This window comes from Pseudomonas sp. NPDC087612 (genome assembly GCF_044743505.1).
GTDB lineage: Bacteria > Pseudomonadota > Gammaproteobacteria > Pseudomonadales > Pseudomonadaceae > Aquipseudomonas.
The window spans coordinates 252,795-278,189 of record NZ_JBIUWO010000009.1 but is presented as its reverse complement, the minus strand read 5'-3'; the positions used below and the strand labels follow the sequence as shown (position 1 = coordinate 278,189).

General features: G+C 66.5%; 24 protein-coding genes. 17 read left to right on the top strand and 7 right to left on the bottom strand.

What is annotated here, in order from left to right; all coding sequences use genetic code 11:
* Nucleotides 1-123: 123 nt before the first annotated feature.
* The 6 genes from ACIOVF_RS20310 to ACIOVF_RS20285 form a co-directional block, all read right to left on the bottom strand.
* Nucleotides 124-1,695 carry a FadD3 family acyl-CoA ligase gene (locus ACIOVF_RS20310; RefSeq protein ID WP_401292027.1) on the bottom strand — a complete coding sequence of 524 codons (1,572 nt, stop codon included), beginning with the start codon at nt 1,693-1,695 and terminating at the stop codon, nt 124-126.
* Between the two features lie 66 nt (nt 1,696-1,761).
* On the bottom strand, nt 1,762-2,508 hold the full coding sequence (locus ACIOVF_RS20305) for an SDR family NAD(P)-dependent oxidoreductase (RefSeq protein WP_401292024.1): 747 nt from the start codon (nt 2,506-2,508) through the stop codon (nt 1,762-1,764).
* A 99-nt stretch (nt 2,509-2,607) separates the two neighbouring features.
* Nucleotides 2,608-3,699, bottom strand: coding sequence for a 2Fe-2S iron-sulfur cluster-binding protein (locus tag ACIOVF_RS20300; RefSeq protein ID WP_401292021.1), 1,092 nt, complete (start codon nt 3,697-3,699; stop codon nt 2,608-2,610).
* Nucleotides 3,700-3,712: 13 nt separating this feature from the next.
* A complete protein-coding gene (locus ACIOVF_RS20295; RefSeq protein WP_045201630.1) occupies nt 3,713-4,468 on the bottom strand; it encodes a glucose 1-dehydrogenase in 756 nt (251 codons plus the stop codon).
* Nucleotides 4,456-6,135 carry an FAD-binding protein gene (locus ACIOVF_RS20290; RefSeq protein WP_401292017.1) on the bottom strand — a complete coding sequence of 560 codons (1,680 nt, stop codon included), beginning with the start codon at nt 6,133-6,135 and terminating at the stop codon, nt 4,456-4,458. The genes ACIOVF_RS20295 and ACIOVF_RS20290 overlap by 13 nt, the downstream gene beginning before the upstream one ends.
* Before the next feature lie 9 nt (nt 6,136-6,144).
* Nucleotides 6,145-6,660: a flavin reductase family protein gene (locus ACIOVF_RS20285; protein WP_045201626.1), complete on the bottom strand. Its 516-nt coding sequence runs from the start codon at nt 6,658-6,660 to the stop codon at nt 6,145-6,147.
* Nucleotides 6,661-7,036: 376 nt separating this feature from the next.
* On the opposite strand from ACIOVF_RS20285, the gene ACIOVF_RS20280 reads away from it, so the two are divergent.
* The 17 genes from ACIOVF_RS20280 (at nt 7,037) to ACIOVF_RS20200 (ending at nt 24,368) form a co-directional block, all read left to right on the top strand.
* On the top strand, nt 7,037-8,221 hold the full coding sequence (locus ACIOVF_RS20280; RefSeq protein ID WP_401292014.1) for a flavin-dependent monooxygenase: 1,185 nt from the start codon (nt 7,037-7,039) through the stop codon (nt 8,219-8,221).
* A gap of 126 nt (nt 8,222-8,347) precedes the next feature.
* Nucleotides 8,348-9,469 (top strand): LLM class flavin-dependent oxidoreductase, encoded by a 1,122-nt coding sequence (locus ACIOVF_RS20275; RefSeq protein ID WP_045201622.1) that lies wholly within the window; start codon nt 8,348-8,350, stop codon nt 9,467-9,469.
* Between the two features lie 141 nt (nt 9,470-9,610).
* Nucleotides 9,611-10,510 carry a VOC family protein gene (locus ACIOVF_RS20270; protein ID WP_401292010.1) on the top strand — a complete coding sequence of 300 codons (900 nt, stop codon included), beginning with the start codon at nt 9,611-9,613 and terminating at the stop codon, nt 10,508-10,510.
* An 11-nt stretch (nt 10,511-10,521) separates the two neighbouring features.
* The gene (locus tag ACIOVF_RS20265; RefSeq protein WP_401292069.1) at nt 10,522-11,403 is read left to right on the top strand and encodes a CoA transferase subunit A; all 882 of its coding nucleotides are present in this window, start codon (nt 10,522-10,524) and stop codon (nt 11,401-11,403) included.
* 11 nt (nt 11,404-11,414) lie between these two features.
* Nucleotides 11,415-12,218 carry a CoA-transferase subunit beta gene (locus ACIOVF_RS20260; RefSeq protein ID WP_401292007.1) on the top strand — a complete coding sequence of 268 codons (804 nt, stop codon included), beginning with the start codon at nt 11,415-11,417 and terminating at the stop codon, nt 12,216-12,218.
* 39 nt (nt 12,219-12,257) lie between these two features.
* Nucleotides 12,258-13,130: an enoyl-CoA hydratase gene (locus ACIOVF_RS20255; protein ID WP_195883619.1), complete on the top strand. Its 873-nt coding sequence runs from the start codon at nt 12,258-12,260 to the stop codon at nt 13,128-13,130.
* Nucleotides 13,131-13,132: 2 nt separating this feature from the next.
* On the top strand, nt 13,133-14,200 hold the full coding sequence (locus tag ACIOVF_RS20250) for a nitronate monooxygenase family protein (protein WP_045201614.1): 1,068 nt from the start codon (nt 13,133-13,135) through the stop codon (nt 14,198-14,200).
* A gap of 11 nt (nt 14,201-14,211) precedes the next feature.
* Nucleotides 14,212-14,967 carry an enoyl-CoA hydratase family protein gene (locus ACIOVF_RS20245; protein ID WP_045201612.1) on the top strand — a complete coding sequence of 252 codons (756 nt, stop codon included), beginning with the start codon at nt 14,212-14,214 and terminating at the stop codon, nt 14,965-14,967.
* Nucleotides 14,968-14,977: 10 nt separating this feature from the next.
* On the top strand, nt 14,978-16,144 hold the full coding sequence (locus ACIOVF_RS20240) for an acyl-CoA dehydrogenase family protein (RefSeq protein ID WP_045201610.1): 1,167 nt from the start codon (nt 14,978-14,980) through the stop codon (nt 16,142-16,144).
* A gap of 10 nt (nt 16,145-16,154) precedes the next feature.
* Nucleotides 16,155-17,201, top strand: coding sequence for an acyl-CoA dehydrogenase family protein (locus tag ACIOVF_RS20235; protein ID WP_401292002.1), 1,047 nt, complete (start codon nt 16,155-16,157; stop codon nt 17,199-17,201).
* Between the two features lie 24 nt (nt 17,202-17,225).
* Nucleotides 17,226-18,374: an acetyl-CoA C-acetyltransferase gene (locus ACIOVF_RS20230; protein ID WP_401291999.1), complete on the top strand. Its 1,149-nt coding sequence runs from the start codon at nt 17,226-17,228 to the stop codon at nt 18,372-18,374.
* Nucleotides 18,375-18,404: 30 nt separating this feature from the next.
* Entirely contained in the window at nt 18,405-19,280 is an 876-nt protein-coding gene (locus tag ACIOVF_RS20225; protein WP_195883624.1) for an SDR family oxidoreductase, read from the top strand.
* Between the two features lie 244 nt (nt 19,281-19,524).
* Nucleotides 19,525-20,697, top strand: coding sequence for an acyl-CoA dehydrogenase family protein (locus tag ACIOVF_RS20220; protein ID WP_213601819.1), 1,173 nt, complete (start codon nt 19,525-19,527; stop codon nt 20,695-20,697).
* A complete protein-coding gene (locus ACIOVF_RS20215) occupies nt 20,694-21,881 on the top strand; it encodes an acyl-CoA dehydrogenase family protein (protein ID WP_401291994.1) in 1,188 nt (395 codons plus the stop codon). Before ACIOVF_RS20220 ends, ACIOVF_RS20215 begins: the two co-directional genes overlap by 4 nt.
* Before the next feature lie 16 nt (nt 21,882-21,897).
* Nucleotides 21,898-22,680, top strand: coding sequence for an SDR family oxidoreductase (locus ACIOVF_RS20210; protein ID WP_045201598.1), 783 nt, complete (start codon nt 21,898-21,900; stop codon nt 22,678-22,680).
* Nucleotides 22,681-22,682: 2 nt separating this feature from the next.
* Nucleotides 22,683-23,141, top strand: a complete 459-nt coding sequence (locus ACIOVF_RS20205; protein WP_195883627.1) for a MaoC family dehydratase — start codon at nt 22,683-22,685, stop codon at nt 23,139-23,141.
* Nucleotides 23,142-23,165: 24 nt separating this feature from the next.
* Nucleotides 23,166-24,368: an acetyl-CoA C-acyltransferase gene (locus ACIOVF_RS20200; RefSeq protein ID WP_401291990.1), complete on the top strand. Its 1,203-nt coding sequence runs from the start codon at nt 23,166-23,168 to the stop codon at nt 24,366-24,368.
* Between the two features lie 142 nt (nt 24,369-24,510).
* Here ACIOVF_RS20200 and ACIOVF_RS20195 read toward each other — a convergent pair whose 3' ends face one another.
* Entirely contained in the window at nt 24,511-25,284 is a 774-nt protein-coding gene (locus ACIOVF_RS20195; protein ID WP_401291987.1) for an SDR family oxidoreductase, read from the bottom strand.
* Nucleotides 25,285-25,395: the final 111 nt, after the last annotated feature.

The following is a 25,395-nucleotide window of genomic DNA, read 5'->3' as shown; positions in this document are numbered from 1 at the left end:
GCGTCCCACAGTAAAATCGGATTCATCGCCCTGTGGGACTGGCAACGCATCAGGTGGTGTCTGGATTACGACCCCTTCGGGCTCAATCGCCGGCCTTGCCGGCGATGGGCTGCACAGCAGCCCTCACACCCAGCCGCGCAATACCTGCTTGGCCACCTTGCCCGTGGCATTGAGCGGCAAGGCCTCGACCACTTGCACCCGCCGCGGCACTTTGTAGTTGGCCATCTGCTCGCGGCACCAGGTATTGAACTGCGCTACGTCAATCACCTGTCCAGGCACCGCCAGCAAGAAGGCCATGGCCACTTCCCCCAGGCGTTCATCGGCAATCCCAATCACGGCGGCCTGGGCCACCCCGGGGTACTGCAGCAAGGTCTGTTCGATCTCCGCCGGGTAAACGTTGAAGCCACCGGTGATGAACATGTCCTTGAGCCGGTCGGTGATGCGCAGGTAACCCTGTTCATCCAGCACGCCAATGTCGCCGGTGTGCAGCCAGCCGTCGGCATCCACCGCTTCGAGGCTTGCCTGCGGGTCGTTGAGGTAGCCGTGCATCAGGTTGTAGCCGCGGATCAACACCTCGCCAGGCACGTTGGCCGGCACCCTGGCGCCGCTGCTGTTGACGCAGCGGATCTGAACCCCTGGCATGGCCCGGCCGCTGGTGCTGGCGACCCGCTCGGCGCTGTCGCCGGGGCGGCAGATGCTGGCAAAGCCGCAGGCTTCGGTCAGGCCGTAGGCGGTGACGATGGTGGCAAAGCCCAGCTCCTCGCGCATGCGCCCGATCATCTCCACCGGGATCGCGGCGGCGCCAGTGACGGCGACGCGCAAGGAGCTCAGGTCGTAGTTCTGGCGTTGCGGGTGGGCCAGCAGCGACTGATACAGGGTCGGCGGCCCGGGCAGGATGTTGATGCGCTGGCGCTGCACGCAGTCGAGCAGCGCCTGCACCTCGAACACCTGCTGCGCGATGATGGTACAGCCGCGCATCAGCGCTGCCAGCCAGCCGGCCTTGTAGCCAAAGGAATGGAAGAACGGGTTGACGATCAGGTAGCGATCGCCCCGGCGCAGGCCGACGATCTCGCTCCAGTCGCGCACCACCTGCAGATTCTGGCCGTGGGCGGTCATCACGCCCTTGGGCTTGCCGGAGGTGCCGGAGGTAAACAACAGGTCGGACAGGGTCTGCGGCCCGACCTGCTGCTCGCGGGCCTGCAACAGCGCCTGCGGCACTTGCTCGGCGAGGGCCATGAACGCCTCCCAGGCCAGGCCGCCGTGGCGCGGCTCTGCCGGGCGCAGGCTGATCACCTGGCGCAGGGCCGGCAGGGTTTGATCGGCGAGCATGGCCGGGTAGTCGTTATCCAGAAAGCGGCTGATGCAAAACAGCACGCAGGTGCCGCTCTCGCGCAGGATGTGCCCGGCCTCGCTGCCTTTCATCCGTGTGTTCAACGGCACCAGGGTGGCGCCGATGCTCTGCAGGGCGCCGGCGGCAACGATCCATTCCCACAGGTTGGGCGCCCACACTGCCACCCGGTCGGCCACTTGCACGTCCAGGGCGAGCAGGGCGCGGGCGGCCTGCTGGCGCAACAGCTCGAGCTGGCGGTAGCTGATGCGCTGCCCGCCGTCTTCGATGGCCGGGCTGTCGCCGTAGTCCCGGGCGGCGCGGGCGAACAGTTGGGCGATGGTCTGAGCGTTTTCGACAGGCAGCATGATGCCTCCTCAGGCTGAGGATGAATGAGCAGGGAAAGCGCCGGGCAGGCTGCCCGGCACCGCGGGTCAGGCGCTAGGCGGGGCGAAGCGGCGGCCAGCGGAGAAACCGCCGTCCACGGCAATCATCTGGCCGCTGACGAACGACGCTTCGTCAGAGGCAAGAAACAGCGCGACGTTGGCCACTTCGTCCGGCTGCCCGGAACGGTTGAGCATGTGCTGCGAAGCGAAGAAGGCGTGGAATGCCTGCTGTTCGCGGACCATGCTGGTCATCGGCGTTTCGATCAGGCCCGGGCACAGGCCGTTGACGCGGATGTTGGCGTAGCCGTAGTCGATGGCCATCGAGCGGGTCAGCTGGTTGATGCCGCCCTTGGAGACGTTGTAGGCAACGTTGCCGTCGCAGCCCTGCAGGCCGAAGATCGAACCGATGTTGATGATCGAGCCGCTGCGCTGGGCCTCCATCTGCGCCAGCACGTGCTTGCTGGTGAGCATGCTGCCGGTGAGGTTGATGTCCAGCACCCGCTGCCAGTTGGCGGTGCTGGTCTGGGTCACGCTGCCCTGGTCGGCGACGCCGGCGGCATTGACCAGCACATCAATACGCCCGAAGCGGCTGATGACTTCGCTCATCACCTGCTGCACGCGGGTTTCATCGCGCACATCCAGGCTCATGAACAGGCCGGGGAAGTCCGCCGGCGCCTGGCCAATGTCCAGGCCGACGACCTCGGCGCCCTCGGCAATGAAGCGGCGCACGCACGCCAGGCCGATACCCGATGCGCCGCCGGTAACCACGGCGACCTTGTTGTGCAAACGAGCCATAACTGAACCTCTGTCTTATTGTTGTGGGGCTGCTGGCGCCGAGTCTAACCGCAGTCGGGGCCGCAGTGATCGTCCGATGAGACTAGCGGGCACCGGCCCTCAGCCGGGGAAGCGCAAGCGCACCCGCGCGCCCAGTGGCCGGCTCTGGCAGGCCAGGGTCCAGCCTTCCTCCAGCTCGCGGGCGCTGAGCACATCGTTGCGCGAAAGATGCGTTTCACCCTCGAGCACCGTACACATGCAGGCCCCGCAAAAGCCTTCTTCGCACGAAGACGGCACGTCCAGGCCCGCCGCCCGGCAGCTTTGCAACAGGGTATCGCCGGGCTGGCAACGGATTTCGTGTTGCTCGCCGTCGAGCTCGACCAGCAGCAGCTCACAGGCCGAGTCGCTGCTGACGGCGCGGGCAACGGCCTCTTGCGCGGCGAGTTGATCCGGGTCGGGCGGCGAGACGAAGCGCTCGACATGGATGCACGTGGCAGCTTCGCCCAGGGCCAGCAGGCTGCGCTCGACGGTGTCCATGAACGGCCCCGGGCCACAGATGAAGTAGTCGCCGCCGCGCATTTCGCCGACCAGTTGCTGGACCTGAGCGTCGCGCAAAAAGCCCTGCAGTGAATCGAGCAGGTGGATCACCTGCAGGCGCTGCGGGTGATCCTGGCTCAGCTGGCGCAGCTCGTCGCGAAAGATCACCGAGGCTTCGTCGCGGTTGGCATACACCAGCCTGACGGATCGAGCGCCGCTGTGCAGCACCGACTTGAGGATCGACATCACCGGAGTGATGCCCGAGCCACCGGCAAACAGCACTAGTGGCCGCGAAGGATCAGTGGACTGGCGTTCATCCAGGCAGAAATGCCCGGCCGGCGGCAGCACTTCGAGCCAGTCACCGACCTGCACCTGCTGGTTCATCCAGTTCGACACCCGCCCGTCGACAACCCGCTTGATGGTCACCTTGGGCCGGGCATCGCACAGCGGCGAGCTGGCCATGGAGTAGCAGCGGGTCAGCAGTTTGCCGGCACAGGGCACGCGAAAGCTCAGGAACTGCCCCGGCTTGTAGCGAAAGCGCTCGCGCAGTTGCGCCGGCACCTCCAGGACCAGCGAGCGCGCATCGGCGGTTTCGTCGATCACCGCGCAAACCTGCAGCCGATAGCTGCCGCTGGCCGACACCAGCGAGTCCTGCCCAAGCGCTTGCATGCCCATGTTCATCTTCGCCTCAAATGCCGCTGATCAATTGCGCGTTGTCCACCCGCAGTTCGGCGCCGTTGACGAAGTTCGATTCGTCGCTGGCCAGAAACAGCACCACGTTGGCGATATCGCGCGGCGCGCACATGCGGTTCATCGGGTCCTGGTCGAGCAGCGCCTGGTCGATCGGTTGGCCACCGGCCAGGGCCTGGGTCATCGGCGTGTTGACGCCGTCCGGGTGCACACTGTTGCAGCGGATGCGATACCCCTGCTGCTTGCAGTGCAGGGCGATGGAGCGGGTCATCGCCGCCACCGCGCCCTTGGAGGCCGAATAGGCGCAGAACATCGGCATGGCGCCCAGGGCGGCCACCGAGGACATATTGACGATCGAGCCACCGCCGCTGTCCTTCATGGCTTCAATGGCATATTTGCAGCCGAGAAAGTAACCGTCGCCGTTGATCTTCTGGACCTTCTGCCAGGTTTCCAGCGAGGTGTCCTCGATGGTGCCGGCCACCAGGATGGCGGCGTTGTTGACCAGCACATCGAGGCGCCCGAAGTGCTCCAGGGTGGTCTTGACCACCTGCTGCCAGTCGCTTTCGCTGGCGATGTCGTGGCGGATGAACAGCGCCTTGCTGCCAATCTGCGCGGCGACTTCGCGACCGGCCTGTTCATTGAGGTCGGTAAGCACCACCCGGGCGCCCTGGCTGGCCAGCAGCAGGGCGTCCTCGCGGCCGATACCGCTGGCGGCGCCGGTGACGATGCAGACTTTGCCTTCTACACGTTGCATGGTTGTTCTCCTGATGGTGCGGGGTTGCGGGCGGCGTGCGCGGCGATATGCGCCGCAGCGCGCCGCCCGGAGTAAATGCAGTCGGCCAGGGACAGGCCGGAGACATACAGGTTGGAGGCCACGCCCACGGCATTGCGCCCGGCGCTGTACAGCCCGGCGATCGGCGCGCCGTGCCGGTCGAGCACCGCGCCGCTGCGCTCGTCGACGCGCAGGCCGCCCAGGGTCAGGGCCGGGCAGGGGAACAGGCGGCTGTCATAGGACAGGTCGAGGGCATACCAAGGGCCGCTGTCCAGCGGGCAGAGCATCGCCGCCGACTTGCCCAGCGGGTCGGCGATTTCGCCTCGGGCCGCGCTGCTGTACTGCGCCACGCTCTGGCGCAGGTTGCCGGGGGGCAAGGCGCAGCGTTCGGCCAGCTGTTCCAGGCTGTTGCCGCGTTTGGCGTTGAACAGCAGGTTGAGCAGCACCGGCAAACGCTGGAAGTTCCACACCTTGCCCGGGCCGACCTGCTTGAGCGCCTGGCGCACCAGGGCGCGGTTGAGAATCAGGATGGCCTTGCCGCGCTGTTCTTCAACCATGGCGTGGCCGAGGGTGGCGCCGTACACCTCTTCATTGCAGTAGCGCAGGCCCAGGCCGTTGACGATCATGCCGCGGGCCCAGGCCAGCGGCGGGTTGATGAAGCGCCAGGCGCTGATCTTGTCCATCCGTGCCAGGCTGGCGCCTGCGCTCTGGCCCAGGAGCAAGCCGCTGCCATCGCAGGCGCTGCTACCCAGCGGCAGGCCGGCCAGGTACTGCGGCGCGTGCCGGGTCACCAGCTCGCGGTTGAAGATAAAACCGCCACAGCTGAGCAGCAGGCCTTTTTCGGCGCGAATCAGGGTGCGCACGGCATGGCGCTGCTCGATCTGCCGCAGGCGCTTGCGCAGCACCTCGGCCAGCGCCGGGGCGTACATCTGCAGGACGCTGACCCAGCGCGCCAGGCGTGCATGGCGGCGGGCGGCGCGGCTATCGGCAGGCAGTTGCCAGGCCACCACACCGAGCACCCGGTCGTGGTTGTCGACCACCAGCTGGCGCACTTCACACTGGCTGCGCAGGCGCACGCCGAGCTTCAGGGCGCTGGCGCGCAGCGGCGCAAACAGGCTGGCACCGGACATGCCCGGACCTTTGGCGCGGTGCCCGCGAGGGGCGGGTGTGGCTTGCGCGGCGTAGGCCGGCACCGCTTCGTTGCCCGAGTAGTAGAGGTAGTAACGGTCGCTGGGGTAGGAGGTTTTCTGTGGCGGCACGCTGGCTTCGAAGGCCACGCCGTGGCGCTCCAACCAGGCCAGTTGCTCGACACTGCGCTGGCAGAAGTCGCGCAGGGTGTCGGCCGATACCGCCTCGCCGACTTCCTGGCGCAGATAGTTGAACATCGCCTCGCTGTTGTCCGGGTAGCCGGCGCGCTGCTGGTAGGGCGTGCCGCCACCGGCATAGACCACGCCACCGCTGAGCGCCGTGGCGCCGCCACCGGCGAAGCGGTCCAGGGCCAGCACACTGAGGCCGCTGCTGGCGGCCTCGATGGCGGCGCAGACCCCGGCGCCGCCAAAGCCGACCACCAACAGCTCGGCCGCGGCGTGCCAGTGCAGCTCTCCCGCATGCTCCACCCGCAGCGGCGCCAATGCGCTCAGGCTGTTCATGGCCCGGCCTCAGCCCGCTGCCGCGATCATGCGCGCGGGCGCTGCGGTGGTGGTGTAGCTGCCATCCAGATAGACCAGCGGGGTGATGCTGGCGCTGGTGCGGATGCGCAGGATGCGGCCAATGAAAATGGTGTGGGTGCCATAGGTCATGCGCCCGTCCTGGCGGCAAAGAATCGATGACTGCGCGTCGGCCAGAAACGGAATGCCTTCTTCGCTGGTCTGCCAGTTGCCGCGCTCGAAGCGCGCCTCGCCCTTGATCGCGCCGCTGCACAGGTGCGCCAGGTCTTGTTGCTCGACGCCGAGGATGTTCACGCAGAAGTCGGCGCCGTCCGCCAGGGCGGCATGCGGTGAGGCGCTGGTGTTGACGCAGATCAGCAGCGACGGCGGCTCGGTGCTCAGCGAGTCGACCGCAGTGGCGGCCATGGCGAAGCGCTGGGTGCCGTTGCTGGTACTGATGATGGTCACGGACTTGGCCAGGCGGCGCATGGCCTGGAGCATGTCGGCTTTGAGAGTGTTGTTGTTCATCGCACGGCCTCTGGTTGGCTTGGAGTGCGATGAATTCTTGCAATCGGTGCAAGGCCCAACATCGTCCGAGGGGACTAGGGTTTGTACGGAAAGTGCCTGCGCGACGATCATGCTGCGTTGAAAACAGGCTCGGAATGCTCATTTACAACTCGTAAAGTCGTGCGCGACCCCGGCCGTTCCTCGCCTGTTTTCGCCTTGCCTGATCGCCGCTCGGCGACTTTTCGTACAAACCCAAGTCGAGCCACGCCGTCGCGGCATGGTCCGTTTGAGGGATGTTGGCCGTCGGGCGCCTTGCTTGAATGCCGGGGCAGAGGCCGGTTGCGCCTCTGCTGCACGCGCGCCCCGGCGGACGGGGTGATCAGAGGAGAACAACAACATGCTCAATCACGACCTGATACGCCAGCGTCTGGCCCAGCGCGCCCGCGAGCTGGTGCCGATCCTGCGTGAACGTGCCGCCCATGCCGCGCAACGTGGCCAGCTACCGGAAGAAACCCTGCGCGATTTCCACGACGCCGGGTTTTTCCGCATCCTTCAGCCGGCGCGCTGGCAAGGCTACGAGCTGCAGCCGCGGGACTTTTTCGAGGTGCAGATGACCCTCGCCGAAGGCTGCATGTCCTCGGCCTGGGTGCTGGGGGTGGTGGCCATCCACAACTGGCAACTGGCGCTGTTCGACGACCGCGCCGCCGAGGATGTCTGGGGCGAGGATTCCAGCGTGCTGATTTCGTCGTCCTATATGCCGGTGGGCAAGGTCGAGCGGGTCGAGGGCGGCTTCAAGCTCAGCGGCCGCTGGGGCTTTTCGTCGGGCAGCAAGCATTGCCAGTGGGCCTTCCTTGGCGCCCTGGTGCCGCCGCAAGAGGCGGGCGGGGCGCCGGACTACCGGACCTTCCTGGTGCCGCGCAGCGACTACCAGATCATCGACAACTGGAATGTCATGGGCCTGGAGGCGACCGGCTCCCACGACATCCAGGTGAGCGATGCCTTCGTCCCGGAGTACCGCACCCACCGCGCTGCTGACGGTTTCATGCAGTACAGCCCGGGCAACGCGGTCAACAGCGCGCCGCTGTTCCGCCTGCCGTTCGGGCAGATCTTCGTGCGCGCGGTGTCGTCGTCGGCCATTGGCGCCCTGCAGGGCGCGATCGATCTGTTCGTCGAGCACAACCGCAGCCGGGTCGGGGTCAATGACGGGCGCAAGATGCTCCAGGACCCGGCGGCGCAAACCGCCCTGGCCAATGCCATGGTCTGCGTCGACGAGTGCCGCACGGTGCTGCTGCGCAACTTCGATTTCATGCTCAAGGCCGCCGAGGCCGGCGACGCCCTGGCCATGCAGACGCGGGTGAAGATGCGCTACGACTCGGCGCTGGTCGCCGACAAGTGCGCCAAGGCGGTGGCCGAGCTGATGTTCAACAGCGGCGCCTCGACGATTTTCTGCAGCCACGCCATCAACCGCGCCTTTCGCGACATTCATACCGGCCGCGCCCACGTTGCCAACAACCCGGCCAAGTACGCCTGGAACCTGGGCGGCGTGAGCATGGGCCAGGACAGCAGCGACTTCTTCCTCTGAAGCGCCAGATCACAGAAACCGGCTAGTCCGTTTGCGGGATTCGAGCGGCGCGGCGATCCCCGAGCATGGTGGCAAGGCGCGGGTCCCTGGCGCCGACCGAGCCGTTAACAAGAACAAGGATCAAGCATGAAATTCTCATTGATTTACGAAGCACAGACGGTGGACTCCAGCCGCGAAGGCGACCGCAAGATCTTCGATGACACCGTCGAGCAGGCAGTACTGGCCGACCAGCTCGGTTTCGACACCTTCTGGTGCGTGGAACACACCGCCCTGAGCAATTACTCGCACATGTCGGCGCCAGAAACCATGCTCGCCTTTGTCGCCGGCAAGACCGAGCGCATCGGCATCGGCCATGGCGTGGTGTGCCTGCCGCCGGCGATGAACCACCCGGTCAAGGTCGCCGAGCGCATCGCTACCCTCGACCTGCTATCCAAGGGCCGGGTGCATTTCGGCGTGGGCAAGGGCGGTACCCAGCAGGAGGCCGGCACCTTCGGCTACGACCTGGCGACCCTGCAGCCGCAGATCGATGAAGCCATGTACCTGATCCCGAAAATTTTCGTCCAGGACGAGATCGAGCACCACGGCGACTTCGTGCAGATCCCCAAGCGGCCGATCCACCCCAAGCCGTACCAGGACCCGCACCCGCCGATGTACCTGGCCTGCACCAACACCGAATCGCTGAAGAACGCCGGCGGGCGTGGCATGGGCGCGCTGGTGCTGGGTTTCGGTGGCCCGGAGGAAATCGCCAAGAAGGTCGAGGTGTACCACCAGGCCTGGGACAACCGTGACGCCAAGCAGCAGGTCGGCTTTCGCCCCAACCGCCACATCGCCGCGCTGTGCCCGGCCATCGTCCTCGACGACAACGAACTGGCGCGGCGCATCGGCATCCGTGGCCAGCGCTACTTCATGGAGTCGCTGGGCTACTGGTACGGCGGCGGCGAGCGGCCAGACCCGCAAAAGTGGAAAGACGACACCTACGTCGACGGCAACGGCCAGGCAGTGATCAAGTCGCGCTTTGCCTCCGAGGAAGTCAGCGTCGACTTCTCCGACCCGACCATGGCGATGATGAACCCCAACCATGCCTACGGCACGGTCGAGGACTGCATCGGTTACGTGCAACGCCTGATTGATGCCGGCGCCGACGAGATCCTGTTCATCTGCCAGATGGGCACGGTGCCGCAATGGGCGCAGCTGGAGACCCTGCGCAACATCGGCGAGAAGGTGATTCCGCATTTTCGCAAGCAGTGAGGTGAAAGCATCGCGGGTCAAGCCTGCTCCCACAGACCCGCGAAATTCACCCGATAGCGCTAGTCCCAACAGACGATGCCCGGCCTTGTGCAGCGGGCTTGAATAGCGCTCAACACGTCGATCAACGCGAGGACAACAAGCATGGATATCCGCGGCCTGGGTTACGTCACCCTGCTGTCCACCGACCTGGCGCAATGGCGTCATTACGCAACCCAGGTGCTGGGCATGATGGTGGCCGGCGAGGGCGCTGACAGCGCCCGGCTGTACCTGAAAATGGACGATCGCCCGTACCGCCTCCTGGTGTTGCACAGCGACCAGGACAGCTTCGGCGCCTGTGGCTGGGAGCTGGCCGGCGAGGCCGCCTTCGAGCAGGCAATCGCCGAGCTGCAGCAGGCCGATATCGCCGTCGAGCGCGGCAATGCCGCCCAGGCCGAGCTGCGCAAGGTCCAGGCGGTGGCGCAGTTCTGCGACCCGGACGGCAACCGCCACGAACTGTTCTGGGGCCCGCGCCAGGATTTCGCCCGCTTTGTCTCGCCGGTGGCAGTCAAGGGCTTTGTCACCCATGAGCTGGGCATGGGCCACGTGGTGCTGCCGGCGCCAACCTTTGAGCGCTGCCGCGATTTTTATCAGCGGGTCATGGGCTTTGGCCTCTCGGACCTGATGAAAGTGCGCTTCACCCCTGACCCGGCCGAGGCGGAAAAGCGCATTCATTTTCTGCACTGCAACAATGGCCGTCACCACTCCCTGGCGATCTTCGAATGCCCGGTGCCCCATGGCTGTGTGCACATGATGGTCGAGGTCGACGGCCTCGACGAGGTCGGCCGCGCCCTGGACCGCATGCACGCCCACGGCGTCAAGCTCTCGGCCACCCTCGGCCAGCACACCAACGACCAGATGGTCTCGTTCTACATGAAAACCCCTTCAGGCTTTGACCTGGAGTACGGCTGTGACGGCCTGGTGGTCGACTGGAACCAGCACACCCCCTTCGAAAGCACGGTGGTCAGCCACTGGGGCCACGACTTCAGTGTCGGCCGCCCATGAGGACAACGATGATGGACAAACAAATGACCACGGCGCAGATGGTCGGCCAGCTGCGCGACGGCATGACCCTCGGCATCGGGGGCTGGGGCCCGCGGCGCAAGCCCATGGCGCTGATCCGCGAGATCCTGCGTTCCGACCTCAAGGACCTGACCGTGGTCGCCTACGGCGGTGCCGATGTCGGCATGCTTTGCGCCGCGGGCAAGGTGAAGAAGCTGGTATTCGCCTTCGTCTCGCTCGATTTCATTCCGCTCGAGCCGTACTTTCGCAAGGCCCGCCAGGACGCCGCCATCGAGGTCATGGAGATCGACGAAGGCATGCTCCTGCTTGGCCTGCGCGCGGCGGCCATGGGCGTGCCGTTCATTCCCACGGCGGTCGGCCTGGGCACCGATGTGCTGCGCCACAACCCGCAAATCAAACTGGTGGCCTCGCCCTATGCCGACGGCAAGGACTGGGTGGCGATGCCGGCGCTTGACCTCGACGCGGCACTGATCCACGTCGACCGTGCCGATGCCCGCGGGGTCTGCCAGATCAGCGGCCCCGACCACTACATGGACGACCTGTTCGTGCGCGCCGCCCGCCACAGCTACGTGACCTGCGATCAGCTGGTCGACAGCGACTACTTCCACAGTGCGCCGGAGCGCGCGCACCAGGTGTTTTGGGAGCGCAACCTGACCACCGCCGTGGCCCATGTGCCGGGCGGTGCGCACCCCTCGTCATGCGCGCCGCTGTACGGTTTCGATGTGCCGCATTTGAAGGCCTACACCGCCTCGGCCCAGGCCGAGGAGGGCTGGCAGACCTATGTCGAGCAATTTGTCGCCTGCTCCCACGAGCAGTACCTGGAACAGGTCGGTGGCCTGGGCGCCATCCGTCAGCTTCCCCTGCCGGTTTTCTAAGCGAGTTTTCTATGACCACGCCAGCTACGACGTACAGCCTCGCCGAACTGATGATCTGCGCCGCCTCCGAGGCCTGGCGCGACGACGGTGAAGTCCTGGCCACCGGCATCGGGGTGATCCCGCGCCTGGCCGCCTCCCTGAGCATGCTGACCAGCAACCCGCAGTTGCTGATGACCGATTCCGAAGCCTACATGGTCGCGGAACCTGTGCCCCTCGGCGCACGCAACGGCTATCAACCCAAGCGCGACAGCTGGATGGGTTTTGCACGGATTTTCGACAACGTCTGGGGCGGCAAGCGCCATGCCCTGGTCGGCCCGATCCAGATCGACCGCTTCGGCCAGGCCAACCTCTCATGCATCGGCGACTACGCCCGGCCCAAGGCGCAGATGCTCGGGGTGCGCGGCCTGCCGGGCAACTCGATCAGCCATGCCAACTCGTTCTTCGTGCCCAACCACAACCGCCGGGTGTTCGTCGAAGGCGAGGTCGATATGGTCTCCTCGATCGGCTACAACCCGGCGCGCCTGGCCCGAGGCTGGGCGCTGGATGAGGTGGATATCCGTCTGATCGTCACTGACCTGTGCGTCCTCGATTTCCACGGCCCGCAGCACCAGGTACGGATCCGCTCGCTGCACCCGGGGGTGAGTGTCGATGAGGTGCAGGACAACACCGGCTTCGCCTTGCAGGTGGACGCCGATTGCCCGGTTACTGCCGCGCCCAGCGAGGCGCAGTTGCAGCTGATCAGGCGCCTCGACCCGCACAACCTGCGGGCCAGCCAGTTGAAAGACAACCCCGCCGGCCAGCGCAACCTGCGTTGAGCCAGGCCCGGGCAGTACGCCTTGCCGGAGTAGCAATCGATGAGCGAACAGAACAATAACAACCAGGCCGAGGTGGTGCTGTACGAGGTCCGTGGCGCGGTGGCCATGGTCACCATGAACCGCCCGCAGTACCACAATGCGCAGAACTCGCGCATGACCTACGCGCTGGACGCGGCGTTTCGCCGGGCCTGCGCCGACGACGCGGTCAAGGTCATCGTGCTGTGCGGGGCCGGCCGGCATTTTTCCGCCGGTCACGACATCGGCACCCCGGAGCGCGACGTCAACCAGAGCTTCGAGCGCGTCAGCCTGTGGTACGACCACGTCGACAAACCGGGCGGCGAGTTTCTCTATGCCCGCGAGCAGGAGGTGTACCTGGGCATGTGCCGGCGCTGGCGCGAGATGCCCAAGCCGACCATCGCCATGGTCCAGGGCGCGTGCATTGCCGGCGGCCTGATGCTGGCCTGGGTCTGTGACCTGATCGTCGCCAGCGAGGATGCCTACTTCACTGATCCGGTGGTGCGCATGGGCATCCCCGGGGTCGAATACTTTGCCCACGTGCATGAGCTCAACCCGCGGATCGCCAAGGAATTCCTGTTCATGGGCACGCCGATGCCGGCGCCGCGGGCCTACCAGATGGGTATGGTCAACCGGGTGGTGGCGCGCGAGGCCCTGGAGCCGGAAACCCTGGCCATCGCCGAGCGCATCGCGCAAATGCCGCGCCTGGGCCTGCAACTGAGCAAGCAGGCGGTGAACAACGCCGAGGATTTGATGGGCAAGCGCGCGACCATGGACATGGTCTTCGGCCTGCATCACTTCGCTCACGCCCACAACGAGCTGGTGTCCGGCGACCGCCTGGGCGGTTATGACGCCCGCGCCATGGCCAGTGCCCAGCGCAAGCCGGAGGGGGCGTAAGCATGACGGTCTGCCTGCAAACGCCGCTCACCGAACTGTTGGGCTGTCGCTACCCGATCATCCAGACCGCCATGGGCTGGGTTGCCGAGCCGCGCCTGGTGGCGGCCACCGGTAACGCCGGCGGCTTCGGTTTTCTTGCCGGCGCGACCATCGAGCCGGCACGCATGGAAGCGGCGATCGTCGAGACCCGGCGCCTTAGCGACCAGCCGTTCGGGGTCAATTTTCACATGTACCAGGCCAATGCCGCCGACATCGTCGAGCTGGTGCTTCGGCACAAAGTCAAGGCGGTCAGCTACAGCCGTTCGCCGGGCAAGCAGATGATCGCCCGACTGAAAGATGCCGGCGTGGTCTGCATCCCCACCGTTGGCGCCCTCAAGCATGCGCAAAAGGCGGTGGAAATGGGCGCCGACGCGGTGACCATCCAGGGCGGCGAGGGCGGCGGGCATACCGGCGCGGTGCCGACTTCGCTGCTGCTCGGCCAGGTGGTCGAGGCGCTCAAGGTGCCGGTGGTCGCCGCTGGCGGCTTCAAGGACGGTCAGGGCCTGGTCGCCGCCCTGGCCTATGGCGCCGCTGGCATTGCCATGGGCACACGCTTTTTGATGAGCGCCGAAAGCCCGGTGCCGAGTGCGACCCTGGCCCGCTACCTGGCAGTCAACGACCCGGCGGCGGTGATCGTCAGCCGCGCCATCGACGGCATGCCGCAACGAATGATCCGCAACGAACTGCTCGATGCGCTGGAAGCCAGCGGCGGCCTCAAGCGCTGGTTGCTGGCGCTCAAAAGTGGCCTGGCCTACCGCCGCCACAGCGGCACCAGCCTGGCGCAGTTGCTCGCCAGCGCGCTGAAGATGCGCGGCAGCGGCGAGCTGAGCGCGGCGCAGGCACTGATGGCCGCCAACGCGCCGATGGTGATCCAGAAGGCCATGGTCGACGGCCTGCCCGCCGAGGGCGTACTGCCGGCCGGGCAAGTGGCAGCGAACATTCACAGCCTGCCCAGCTGCGCCGAACTGATCGCGCAGATCGTCGGTGACGCGCAAGCGCGCCTGGGCGAACTGAGCCGCCGTATTTCATGAAGGGGAAGGGCATGAGCACATTTAGCGTCAGTATCGACAACGGCATTGCCGAGCTGGTCTTCGACCGGCCACCGGTGAATGCTTTCGACTGCCAGGGCTGGGCGGCAATCGCCAGCGCCATTGAAGCGCTGGGCTGCGATGCGCAGGTGCGGGTGATCGTCATCCGCGCCGAAGGCCGTGGTTTTTGCGCCGGGGTCGATATCAAGGAACTGGCCGCCGACGGCAACCTGATCGTCGCGGTCAACAAGGGCAACTACGACAGCTTCAAGGCCATCCACCGCAACCCGAAACCGGTGATCGTTGCCGTGCACGGCTTTGTCCTTGGTGGCGGCATCGGTATCTGCGGCGCTGCCGACATCGTCGTCGCCGCCGACTGCGCACGCTTTGGCGTGCCCGAGGTGGACCGCGGCGCCATGGGTGGCGGTGCCCACCTGCAGCGCCTGTTCCCGGTGCAGAAGGTCCGTCACATGTACTTCACCGGCGAGATGATCGATGCCGCCGAGGCCTACCGCCTGGGCGCCGTCGAGCGGGTGGTCAAGCGTGAGGCGTTGCGCGACACCGCGCTACAGATCGCCCGCAGCATTGCCGCCAAGAGCCCGGCGATGATCGCCCTGGCCAAGGAGGCGCTCAACGGCATCGAGGACGGCAATCTCGAAGACAAATACCGCTGGGAGCAGGGCTTCACCCTCGAAGCCTACCGCACCCAGGATTCCCAGGAAGCGCGTGACTCGTTCGTCGAGAAACGCGATGCCCACTTCAACGGCTGAAGGTACTGCGATGGACCTGACTTACACACCGGCGCAACAGGCCTTGCGTGCCGAGGCCCGGGCCTGGCTCGCGGCCAACGTACCGGCGCAAGCGTTGCAATCGTTCGACACCGAACTCGGTTTTGCCCAGCACCGGGCCTGGGAGGCCCGCCTCAATGAAGGCCGCTGGGGCATGGTCACCTGGCCGACCGAACTCGGCGGGCGCGGTTGCGACCTGATCGAATGGCTGATTTTCGAAGAAGAGTACTACCGCGCCGGGGCGCCGGCACGGGTCAACCAGAACGGCATCTTTCTGCTCGGCCCGACCCTGATGGAATACGGCAGCGAAGCGCAGAAAGCGCGCTTTCTGCCGCGCATGGCCACCGGCCAGGACATCTGGGCCCAGGGCTGGTCGGAGCCGGGCGCAGGTTCCGACATGGCGGCGATCCGCTCCCGCGCCGAGCGGGTTGGCGACCACTATGTGATCAACGGCCAGAAAACCTGGTCGACCCGCGCGGTCTGGGCCGACTGGCTGTTCGGCATCTTTCGCACCGACCCCGATTCCCAGCGCCACCACGGCCTGACCTTCATCCTGTTGCCGCTCGACAGCCCCGGCATCAGCGTGCGGCCGATTGCGCAGCTCAATGGCTTGCCGGGCTTTGCCGAGATCTTCTTCGACGACGTCAAGGTGCCGGTAGAGAACGCCCTGGGCGGCGAGGGCATGGGCTGGCACGTGGCGATGTCCACCGCAGGTTTCGAGCGCGGATTGATGCTGCGCTCGCCGGCGCGCTTCCAGGAAACCGCCCGGCGCCTGGTGCAGTTGTACCTGGACAACCGTGAAGCTGCCGACCGCGACCCGGCGATTGCCGAGGCGGTGATGCGCGCCTGGCTGGACGCCGAGGCCTACACCCTGGCGACCTACATGAGCGCCTCGAAACTGGGCAAGGGCGGCAAGATCGGCCCGGAATCCTCGACCAACAAGATCTTCTGGTCGGAGCTCGACCAGCGCATGCACGAAACCGCCCTGAGCATCCTTGGCCTGCGCGCCGAACTGCTGCCCGAGGCACCCGCCGCCGGCGATGTCGGCCAGTGGCTGGATGGCTTCCTGTTTGCCCAGGCCGGGCCGATCTACGCCGGCACCAACGAGATTCAGCGCAACATCATCGCCGAGCGCATGCTCGGCATGCCTCGCGCCTGAGGAGCAGACCATGGACTTTAGTTTCAGCAGCGATCAATTGCTGTTCCAGGACAACGTGCGCAGTTTTTTGCTCAACGAAGTGCCCCCGGAACGCCTGCGTGAACTGTGGCAAAGCGACAGCGGGCGCTGTGATGCGCTGTGGGGGCAACTGGTAGACCTGGGCCTGAGCGCCATCACCGTGCCGCAAACCTGCGGTGGCATGGGCATGAACGCGCTGGATTTCATCCTCCTGGCCCAGGAGTGCGGTTACGCCGGGCTGCCCGAACCGCTGGTCGAGACCATGCTGGTGGGCGTGCCGCTGCTCGCGGGTGTCGACGCGCCGCGCCGCCAGCATTGGCTGGCGCAGGTTGCCGAGGGCCAGGCGCGCCTGGCGGTGGCCGAGCCGGGCAACCCGCTGGTCAGCGATGCGCATGTGGCCGGGCTGCTGTTGCTGGCCCATGGCGACGAGGTGCATGCCGTGGAGCGCAGCGCAGTCAGCCTGACCCGCAATGTGTCGGTCGACCCCAGCCGCCAGTTGTTCCAGGTGCAGTGGACGCCGAGTGCGTCTACTTGTGTTGCCAGCGCTGAGCAAGGGCGGCAGCTGTGGGCTGATGCCTTCAACCGCGGCGCCCTGGGCAATGCCGCGCAACTGCTGGGGCTGGCCAAGCGCATGGTTGATCTGGCGGTGGACTACAGCTTCGAGCGCAAGCAGTTCGGCAAGCCGGTGGGCTCGTTCCAGGCGGTCAAGCACCTGATGGCCAACGTCGCGGTGCACATCGAATTCGCCAAGGGCCCGCTGTACCGCGCCGCCCATGCCGTCGCCCACAACCTGCCGGGCCAGGCCGTGCAAGTGTCGCACGCCAAGCTCGCCTGCGCCGAAGCAGCGGCGCTGGCGGCGAAGAACGCCATTCAGGTGCATGGCGCCATGGGTTACACCTGGGAGGTCGACCTGCAGCTGTTCATGAAGCGTGCCTGGGCCCTGGACAAATGCTGGGGCGACCGCGGCCTGCACAAGGCGCGGGTGCGTACCGCGCTGTTCGAAAGCGGCCTGGCGATTGGCGCCGGCAGCACCTTCTGATCCTGTTTCCTGTTGAGGTAGAGCATGCCTGAAGCCTATATCGTCGACGCCCTGCGCACCCCCACCGGGCGGCGCAAGGGCGGCCTGAGCCAGATCCACGCCGCCGACCTGGGCGCCCATGTGCTGCGCGCGCTGGTCGAGCGCAACGGCATTCCCGAAGACGACTACGACGACGTGATCTTCGGCTGTGTCGACACCATCGGCCCGCTGGCCGGCGACATCGCCCGTACCAGCTGGCTGGCGGCCGGCCTTTCGCAAGTGGTGCCCGGCACCACCATCGACCGCCAGTGCGGCTCGTCCCAGCAGGCCGTGCACTTTGCCGCGCAGGCGGTGATGAGCGGCACCCAGGACGTGGTGATCGCCGGTGGCGTGCAGACCATGACCCAGATCCCGATTTCCTCGGCCATGACCGCCGCCGAACCCCTGGGCTTTAGCGACCCGTTCAGCGGCTCGACAGGCTGGGTGCGGCGTTACGGCGCGCAGCCACCGACCCAGTTTCGCGCGGCGCAGATGATTGCCGAACACTGGCGGCTGAGCCGCGCCGAGCTGGAAGTCTATGCGCTGGAGTCCCATCGGCGGGCCCTGCATGCCATCGAGCAGGGGTACTTCGAGCGCGAGATCGTGCCGCTGGCAGGGGTCGAGCACGACGAAACCCCGCGCCACACCAGCCTGGCGAAAATGGCCGAGCTGGAATACCTGTTTGGCTGCGAGCGGGTCACGGCGGCGGTGTCGAGCCAGACCTGCGACGCCGCCAGTGCGCTGCTGATCGTCTCGGAGGCGGCCTTGAAGCGCTACGGCCTGACGCCGCGGGCGCGCATCCATCACCTCAGCGTGCGCGGCGACGACCCGGTATGGATGCTCACCGCACCGATCCCGGCCACTGCCCATGCGCTCAAGCGTGCCGGCATGACCCTGGCTAACATCGATCGGGTGGAAATCAACGAAGCCTTTGCTTCGGTGGCCATGGCCTGGCTCAAGGAGACCGGCTACCCCCATGCGCAGACCAACGTCAACGGCGGCGCCATCGCCCTCGGCCACCCGCTGGGCGCCACCGGCACGCGGCTGATGTGCAGCCTGCTCCATGAGCTGGAGCGCAGTGGCGGGCGCTATGGCCTGCAGACCATGTGCGAAGGCGGCGGCCAGGCCAACGTGACCATTATCGAGCGCCTTTAAGCGCCCGCAACCACACAGGGGAGAGCGACAATGCACAGCTGCGAGAACCGCGTAGTGATCATCACCGGCGCCGGTGGCGGGCTCGGCCGCGCCTATGCCCAGGCTTTTGCCAGCGAAGGCGCGAAAGTGCTGGTCAACGACATCAACCGCGATGCGGCCCAGGCCGTGGTCGAACAGATCCAGGCGGCAGGCGGCGTGGCCGTGGCCAACAGCGACGACATCACCCGCTATGACGACGCCGGGCTGATCGTGCGCCAGGCCATCGAGACTTTTGGCGGCCTGGATGTGCTGGTCAACAACGCCGGCATCTGCCGCGACCGCATGTTCGCCAGCCTCACCGAGGCCGACTGGGATGCGGTGATGGCCGTGCACCTCAAGGGCCACTTCTGCCTGGCCAGCCATGCCGTGCGCTATTGGCGCGAGCAGGCCAAGGGCGGCGCCAGGCTCACTGCGCGGATCATCAACACCAGCTCCGGCGCCGGTTTGCAGGGCTCGATTGGCCAGGCCAACTATGCCGCGGCCAAGGGCGGGATTGCTTCGCTGACCCTGGTGCAGGCAGCGGAGCTTGGGCGCTACGGCATTACCGCCAACGCCCTGGCCCCGGCGGCGCGTACCGGCATGACCGAAGCGGTGTTTGCCGAGGTGATGAAGCGCCCGGAGCAGGGCTTTGACTACTTTGCTCCGGAGAACGTCGCGCCGCTGGTGGTGTGGTTGGGGTCGGCGGCGTCCCAGGCGGTGACCGGGCAGATGTTCGAAGTCGAGGGCGGCAAGTTGTCGATTGCCGACGGCTGGCGGCGCGGGCCCCAGGTGGACAACCAGGGCCGCTGGGCGCTGGCTGAGGTGGGTGCGGCGGTGCAGCAACTGCTGGCCGAGGCGCTGCCGGCGCAGAAAGTCTATGGCAGTTGATTGAGGTTGTGCGCCGCTTAGGCGGGCCGCGCCATCTGTGAGGGTGGCGCGGCTTTTTTGCGTTACCCGTCTTGAAGGCACTGCCAATCCTGTGGGAGCGGCGGTGCGGCGACCCGACTTGACCCGCGATCGGCCGCACCCCAGGCGCATCGGCCATCCGGACTAGGCGAGGCAAACGATTCTGTCGCCCGCACATCTGGCCACACTCGCCGGTACTTCCGCCAGACGAGTAAAAGGCGCCGCGATGGAATTTGCATTCAGCGACGAGCAGGAAATGATCCGTACTTCGGCCGAGGGCTTTCTCGCCGATGTCTCCCATTGCGCCGCCGTGCGCGCGGCCATGGCCAGCGACAAAGGCTATGACCCGGCACTCTGGCAACGCCTGTGCACCGAGATGTACTGGCCGGCGATCCACATCCCCGAAGCCTACGGCGGCCTGGGCCTGGGCTTTGTCGAGCTGAACATCCTGCTCGAACAGATGGGCCGGCGGCTGTTCTGTTCGCCGTTTTTCGCTACCGCCTGCCTGGCCACACCCGCTTTGCTGCTGGCCGGCAACCAGGCGCAGAAAAGCACCTGGCTTGCGCCTATCGCCGAGGGCCGTCTTACCGCCACCCTGGCCTTCACCCGCGGCAGCGGCTGGGCCGCGGAGGATATCCAGGCCAGCGCCAGCGCCGAAGGCCAGGGCTTTGTCGTCGATGGCCTGTTCGGCCAGGTGATCGATGGCGACAGCGCCGGGCTGTTGATCGTCGCCGCGCGCACGCCCGGCAGCAGCGGTGAATCTGGCATCAGCCTGTTCGCCGTCGAGGCCGACCGTGACGGTATCGAGCGCCAGTGGCTGCCGACCATGGACCAGACCCGACGCCTGGCGCGCCTTGAGTTCAACCGCGTGTACCTGGGCCCCGAGGCGCTGCTGGGCGAGGTCGGCAACGCCTGGCCGACCTTGCACAAGGTGCTGCAACTGGCCTGCATCGGGCTTGCCGCCGAGCAGGTCGGCGGCGCCCAGCAGGTGCTCGACCTGAGCGTCGCCTACATGCAGGAGCGCCAGCAGTTCGGCCGCCCGATCGCCAGCTTCCAGGCGCTCAAGCACCGCGCCGCCGACATGATGCTGCAGGTCGAATGCGCGCGCTCGGCCAGTTACTACGCCGCCTGTGTCGCCCAGGAAGTGCTCGACCCCGACGGCGACCCGCAGGTGGCCGCCGAGCTGCCGCTGGCCGCCGCCCTGGCCAAGGCGCAGTGCTCGCACAGCTATTTTCACTGTGCGGCGGAGTCGATCCAGCTGCATGGCGGCGTCGGCTTTACCTGGGAATACGACCCGCACCTGTATTTCAAGCGTGCCCGCGCCAGCGAGAGCTACCTCGGCGCGCCGGCCTGGCATCTGCAGCAGATCGCCACGCTGATCATCGGAGAGCAGCCATGAAGCTCAGTTTCAGTGAACAGGACGAGCAGTTTCGCCAGGAGGTCGCCGGCTGGCTGGCCGCCAACCTCTGCGGCGAGTTCGAGCCCCTGCGTTTTCGCGGCGGCCCGGGTGATGAGCACATGTTCCCGCAGCAGCGCAAAGCCTGGGAGCGCAAGCTGGCCGAGGGCCGCTGGACTTGCGTCGGCTGGGCGCCGGAGCATGGTGGCCGGGGCCTGTCGATCAGCCAGCAGGTGATCTTCCACGAAGAATACGCCCGTGCTGGCGGCCCCGGGCGCATGGGCCATATCGGCGAAGGCCTGGCCGGGCCGACCATCGCCGCCTTCGGCAACGACGAGCAAAAGCGCCGCCTGCTGCCCGCTATCGTCAGCGGCACGCAGTTCTGGTGCCAGGGCTACTCGGAACCGGGCGCAGGCTCTGACCTTGCCAACGTCAAGACCCGCGCCAGCCTTGAGGGCGGCAGCTGGGTGATCAACGGCCAGAAGGTCTGGACTTCGCTGGCCCATGAGTCGGACTGGTGCTTTGTGATCGCCCGTACCGAGCCTGGCAGCGTCGGCCATCGCGGCCTGTCGTTCCTGCTGGTGCCGATGGCCCAGGCCGGCATCAGCGTGCGGCCGATCGAGCAGATGACCGGCACTTCGGAATTCAACGAAGTGTTCTTCGACAACGCCCGCACCGACGCCGCCAACCTCATCGGGTCGCCTGGCGATGGCTGGAAGATCGCCATGGCCTTGCTCGGTTTTGAGCGCGGGGTTTCGACCCTTGGCCAGCAGATGCAGTTTGCCAACGAACTGAACGAGATCATCGCCATCGCCAAGGCCAACGGCGCAGCCCGCGACCCGCTGCTGCGCCAGCGCCTGGCCGAAGCCTGGTGCGGCTTGCGGATCATGCGCTTCAACTCGCTGCGCATGCTTTCCGGCGCCCAGGACGGCGCGCTGCGCAAGGAGGCGACCATCTACAAGCTGTTCTGGTCCAGCTGGCACGCCAACCTCGGCAAGCTGGCCATGGACGTGCTCGGGCCCGAGGCCGAACTGCTCGAGGCCGCGCCCTACCAGCTGACCCGGCTGCAATCGCTGTACCTGTTCAGCCGCGCCGACACCCTGTACGGCGGCAGCAACGAGATCCAGCGCAACATCATTGCCGAGCGCGCCCTGGGCATGCCCAAAGAACCGCGCCTGCGTCCCTGACCCAAGGAGTTAGTCGATGTCCACCCCCAACTATGTAGCGGGCCATGGCCTGTTGCGCGGCAAGTCCGTGCTGATCACTGCGGCGGCAGGTTCCGGGATCGGTTTTTCCGCTGCCTTGCGCGCCGCCGAAGAGGGCTGCCGGGCCCTGATGATCAGTGATATCCACCAAGGCCGCCTGCTTGAGGCAGTGAGCAAGATCCGCGAGGCCACCGGGCTTGCCGAGGTCTTCGGCGTGCTCTGCAACGTCACCGACGAAGCCCAGGTGCAGCACCTGGTGAGCTGCGCCGAGCGCGACCTGCACGGCGTCGACGTGCTGATCAACAACGCCGGCCTCGGTGGCTCGCGGGCGCTGGTGGAAATGCCCGACGAAGAATGGCAGCGGGTCCTCGATGTTACCCTCACCGGCACCATGCGTATGACTCGCGCCATGCTGCCGAAGATGATGGCTCGGCGCGCCGGGGTGATCGTCAACAACGCCTCGGTGCTTGGCTGGCGGGCCCAGAAGGAGCAGTCGCACTACGCCGCAGCCAAGGCCGGGGTCATGGCCCTGACCCGTTGCGCGGCGGTCGAGGCGGCCAGTCACGGCATCCGCATCAATGCGGTCAGCCCGAGCATTGCCCTGCATGATTTTCTCGCCCGCTCGGCGCCCCAGGCAGTGCTCGAGCAACTGGCGGCCAACGAAGCCTTCGGCCGCGCCGCCGAAGTCTGGGAGGTGGCCAACGTGATGATGTTCCTGGCCAGCGACTACAGCTCGTACATGACCGGCGAAGTGCTGTCGGTTTCCAGCCAGAGGGCCTGAGCATGACGCGCCTATTCGAAACCCCGCACGCGCTGCAAGACGCCGTCGGTGAAGTCCTGGGGGTCAGCGACTGGCTGCTCATCGACCAGGCGCGCATCGACCTGTTCGCCGAGGCCAGTGGCGATCACCAGTGGATTCATGTCGACCCGCAACGCGCCGCCAGCGGCCCGTTTGGGGCCTGCATCGCCCACGGTTACCTGAGCCTGGCGCTGGTCAACCTGTTCCTGCCGCAGATCGTCGAGGTGCGCGGCATCGCCATGGGCGTCAACTACGGCTGCGAGCGCGTGCGGTTTCCCAGCGTGGTGCCGGTGGGTTCGCGGGTGCGCGGCAACGCCCAGCTGATCAGCGCCGAGCAGGTCAAAGGCGGTGTGCAGGCGCTGATCCGCGTCAGCGTCGAGATCGAGGGCCAGCAGCGCCCGGGTTGTGTGGTCGACACCATCAGCCGTTATTACCCCGCCTGAGTCCAGGCATCGGAGCATGTGAACATGAATGAAGCCGTTATCGTTTCAACCGCGCGCACGCCGATCGGCAAGGCCTTTCGCGGTGCCTTCAACGACACCGAAGCGCCGGCCCTCGGCGGCCATGTGGTGCGCGAGGCCGTGCGGCGCGCGGGGATCGAGGCCGGGCAGGTCGACGATGTGATCATCGGCGCCGCCGCCCAGCAGGGCACCCAGGCCTACAACCTCGGGCGCTTGTGTGCGATTGCCGGCGGCCTGCCGCCGTCGGTAGCCGGGATGGCCGTGGAGCGCCAATGCGCCTCGGGCCTGATGAGCATTGCCCTGGCGGCCAAGGGCATTATCTGCAACGAAATCGACATCGCCGTCGCCGGCGGCCTGGAGTCGATCTCGCTGGTGCAGAACAAGCACAAGAACCTCTACCGCAACCAGTCCGGCGCCGTGCTTGAGCGCGACCCGCAGGCCTATATCCCGATGATCGAAACCGGCGAGATCGTCGCCCAGCGCTATGGTGTGACGCGCCACGAGCAGGATGCCTATGCCCTGCAAAGCCAGTTGCGCACTGCCCAGGCGCAAGCCGCGGGCCTGTTCGACCTGGAGCTGGCGCCGCTGAGCACGCGCAAGGCGATCATCGACAAGGCCAGCGGCGAGACCCGTTACGAGACCGTGGCCCTGCTGCACGACGAATGCAATCGCGCCGACACCAGCCTGGCCAGCCTCGCTGCACTGGAGCCTGTATGGCAGGGCGGGCAGTGGACCGAGGCCGGGCGCTTCATTACCGCCGGTAACGCCTCGCAGTTGTCTGACGGCGCTTCGGCCTCGGTATTGATGAACGCCAAGCTCGCCGAGCAGCGCGGCCTGGCGCCGCTGGGCATCTATCGCGGCCTGGCGGTGGCCGGTTGCAATGCCGACGAGATGGGCATCGGTCCGGTCTATGCGATTGCCAAACTGCTCAAGCGCCACGGCCTGAAAGTCGAGGACATCGGCCTGTGGGAACTCAACGAAGCCTTCGCCAGCCAGGTCCTGTACTGCCGCGATACCTTAGGCATCGACAACCAGCGCCTGAACGTCAATGGCGGGGCGATTGCCATCGGTCACCCGTTCGGCATGTCGGGGGCGCGCATGGTTGGCCACGCCTTGATCGAGGGCAAGCGCCGCGGCGTACGTTACGTGGTGGTGAGCATGTGTATTGGCGGCGGCATGGGTGCCGCTGCATTGTTCGAGGTGGCCTAAGCATGAACCGTTTTGATGAGCACGGCCGGATCCAGACCATGCAAGCCTACTGGAGCGAGGTCAACTTCAGCGTGCGCGAGCCGCAATAGCGCGCAAGCAAGGCTCACACCCGCCAGGGTGTGGCCTTGCGCAGGGGGAGCGCTTACGGCGATTTTGCCGCGTCGAGGAACGCCGGGCGCTCGCCACCGCCATGCACGGCAATGTCGGCGCCACTGACATAACGGGCCAGCGATGAGGCCAGGTACAGGCAACTGTCGCCAATGTCTTCGGGGCTGGCCAGGCGTTGCAGGGGGATGGTCGCGGCCACCTCGGCCAGGTCGCTTTCATCGCCATAGTGCAGGGCCGCCTGCTCGGTGAGGATCAGCCCGGCGGTGACAGCGTTGACCCGCACCTTGGGTGCCCATTCCACCGCCAGCGAGCGGCTCAGGTTGAGCAAGCCGGCCTTGGCCGCGCCGTAGGCAGCGGTGCCGGGGGAAGGGCGGGTGGCGCTGACGCTGCAGATGTTGATGATGCTGCCGCCCTCGGCCTGGGCCTGCATGATGCGGTTGGCCAGCTGGCTGAGGTTCAGCGGCGCCAGCAGGTTGAGGCGGATGATCGATTCGCTGAAGCGCGGCGAGGCGCTGGCGGCTTCGGCATAGGGCGCGCCGCCGGCGTTGTTGACCAGTACATCGAGGCGCCCGAAGCGCTCGACTAAAGCCGTCATCATCTGCTGGACCTGCTCGATGTCACGCACATCGCAGGCCAGGAACAGCGCCTCGCGCCCGCCACTGGCCGGCAGTGTCGCAGGCGCCTGGCGCCCGCAGATCACCACCTCGGCGCCACATTCAAGAAAGCGCCGGCTGATGCCGCGGCCCACACCCTTGCCACCACCGGTCACCAGTACCACCTTGCCGCGAAAATCCATTGGGTCGTGCATGCCTGCCTCGTGTTCGCCACAGTAATGAGCTCGATGCTAGGCAGCGCGCGGGCAGGGGCCAACGTCCGAAGGGACTAGTAGTCCTGACGGACGATGTTGGCGCCCTGGCCG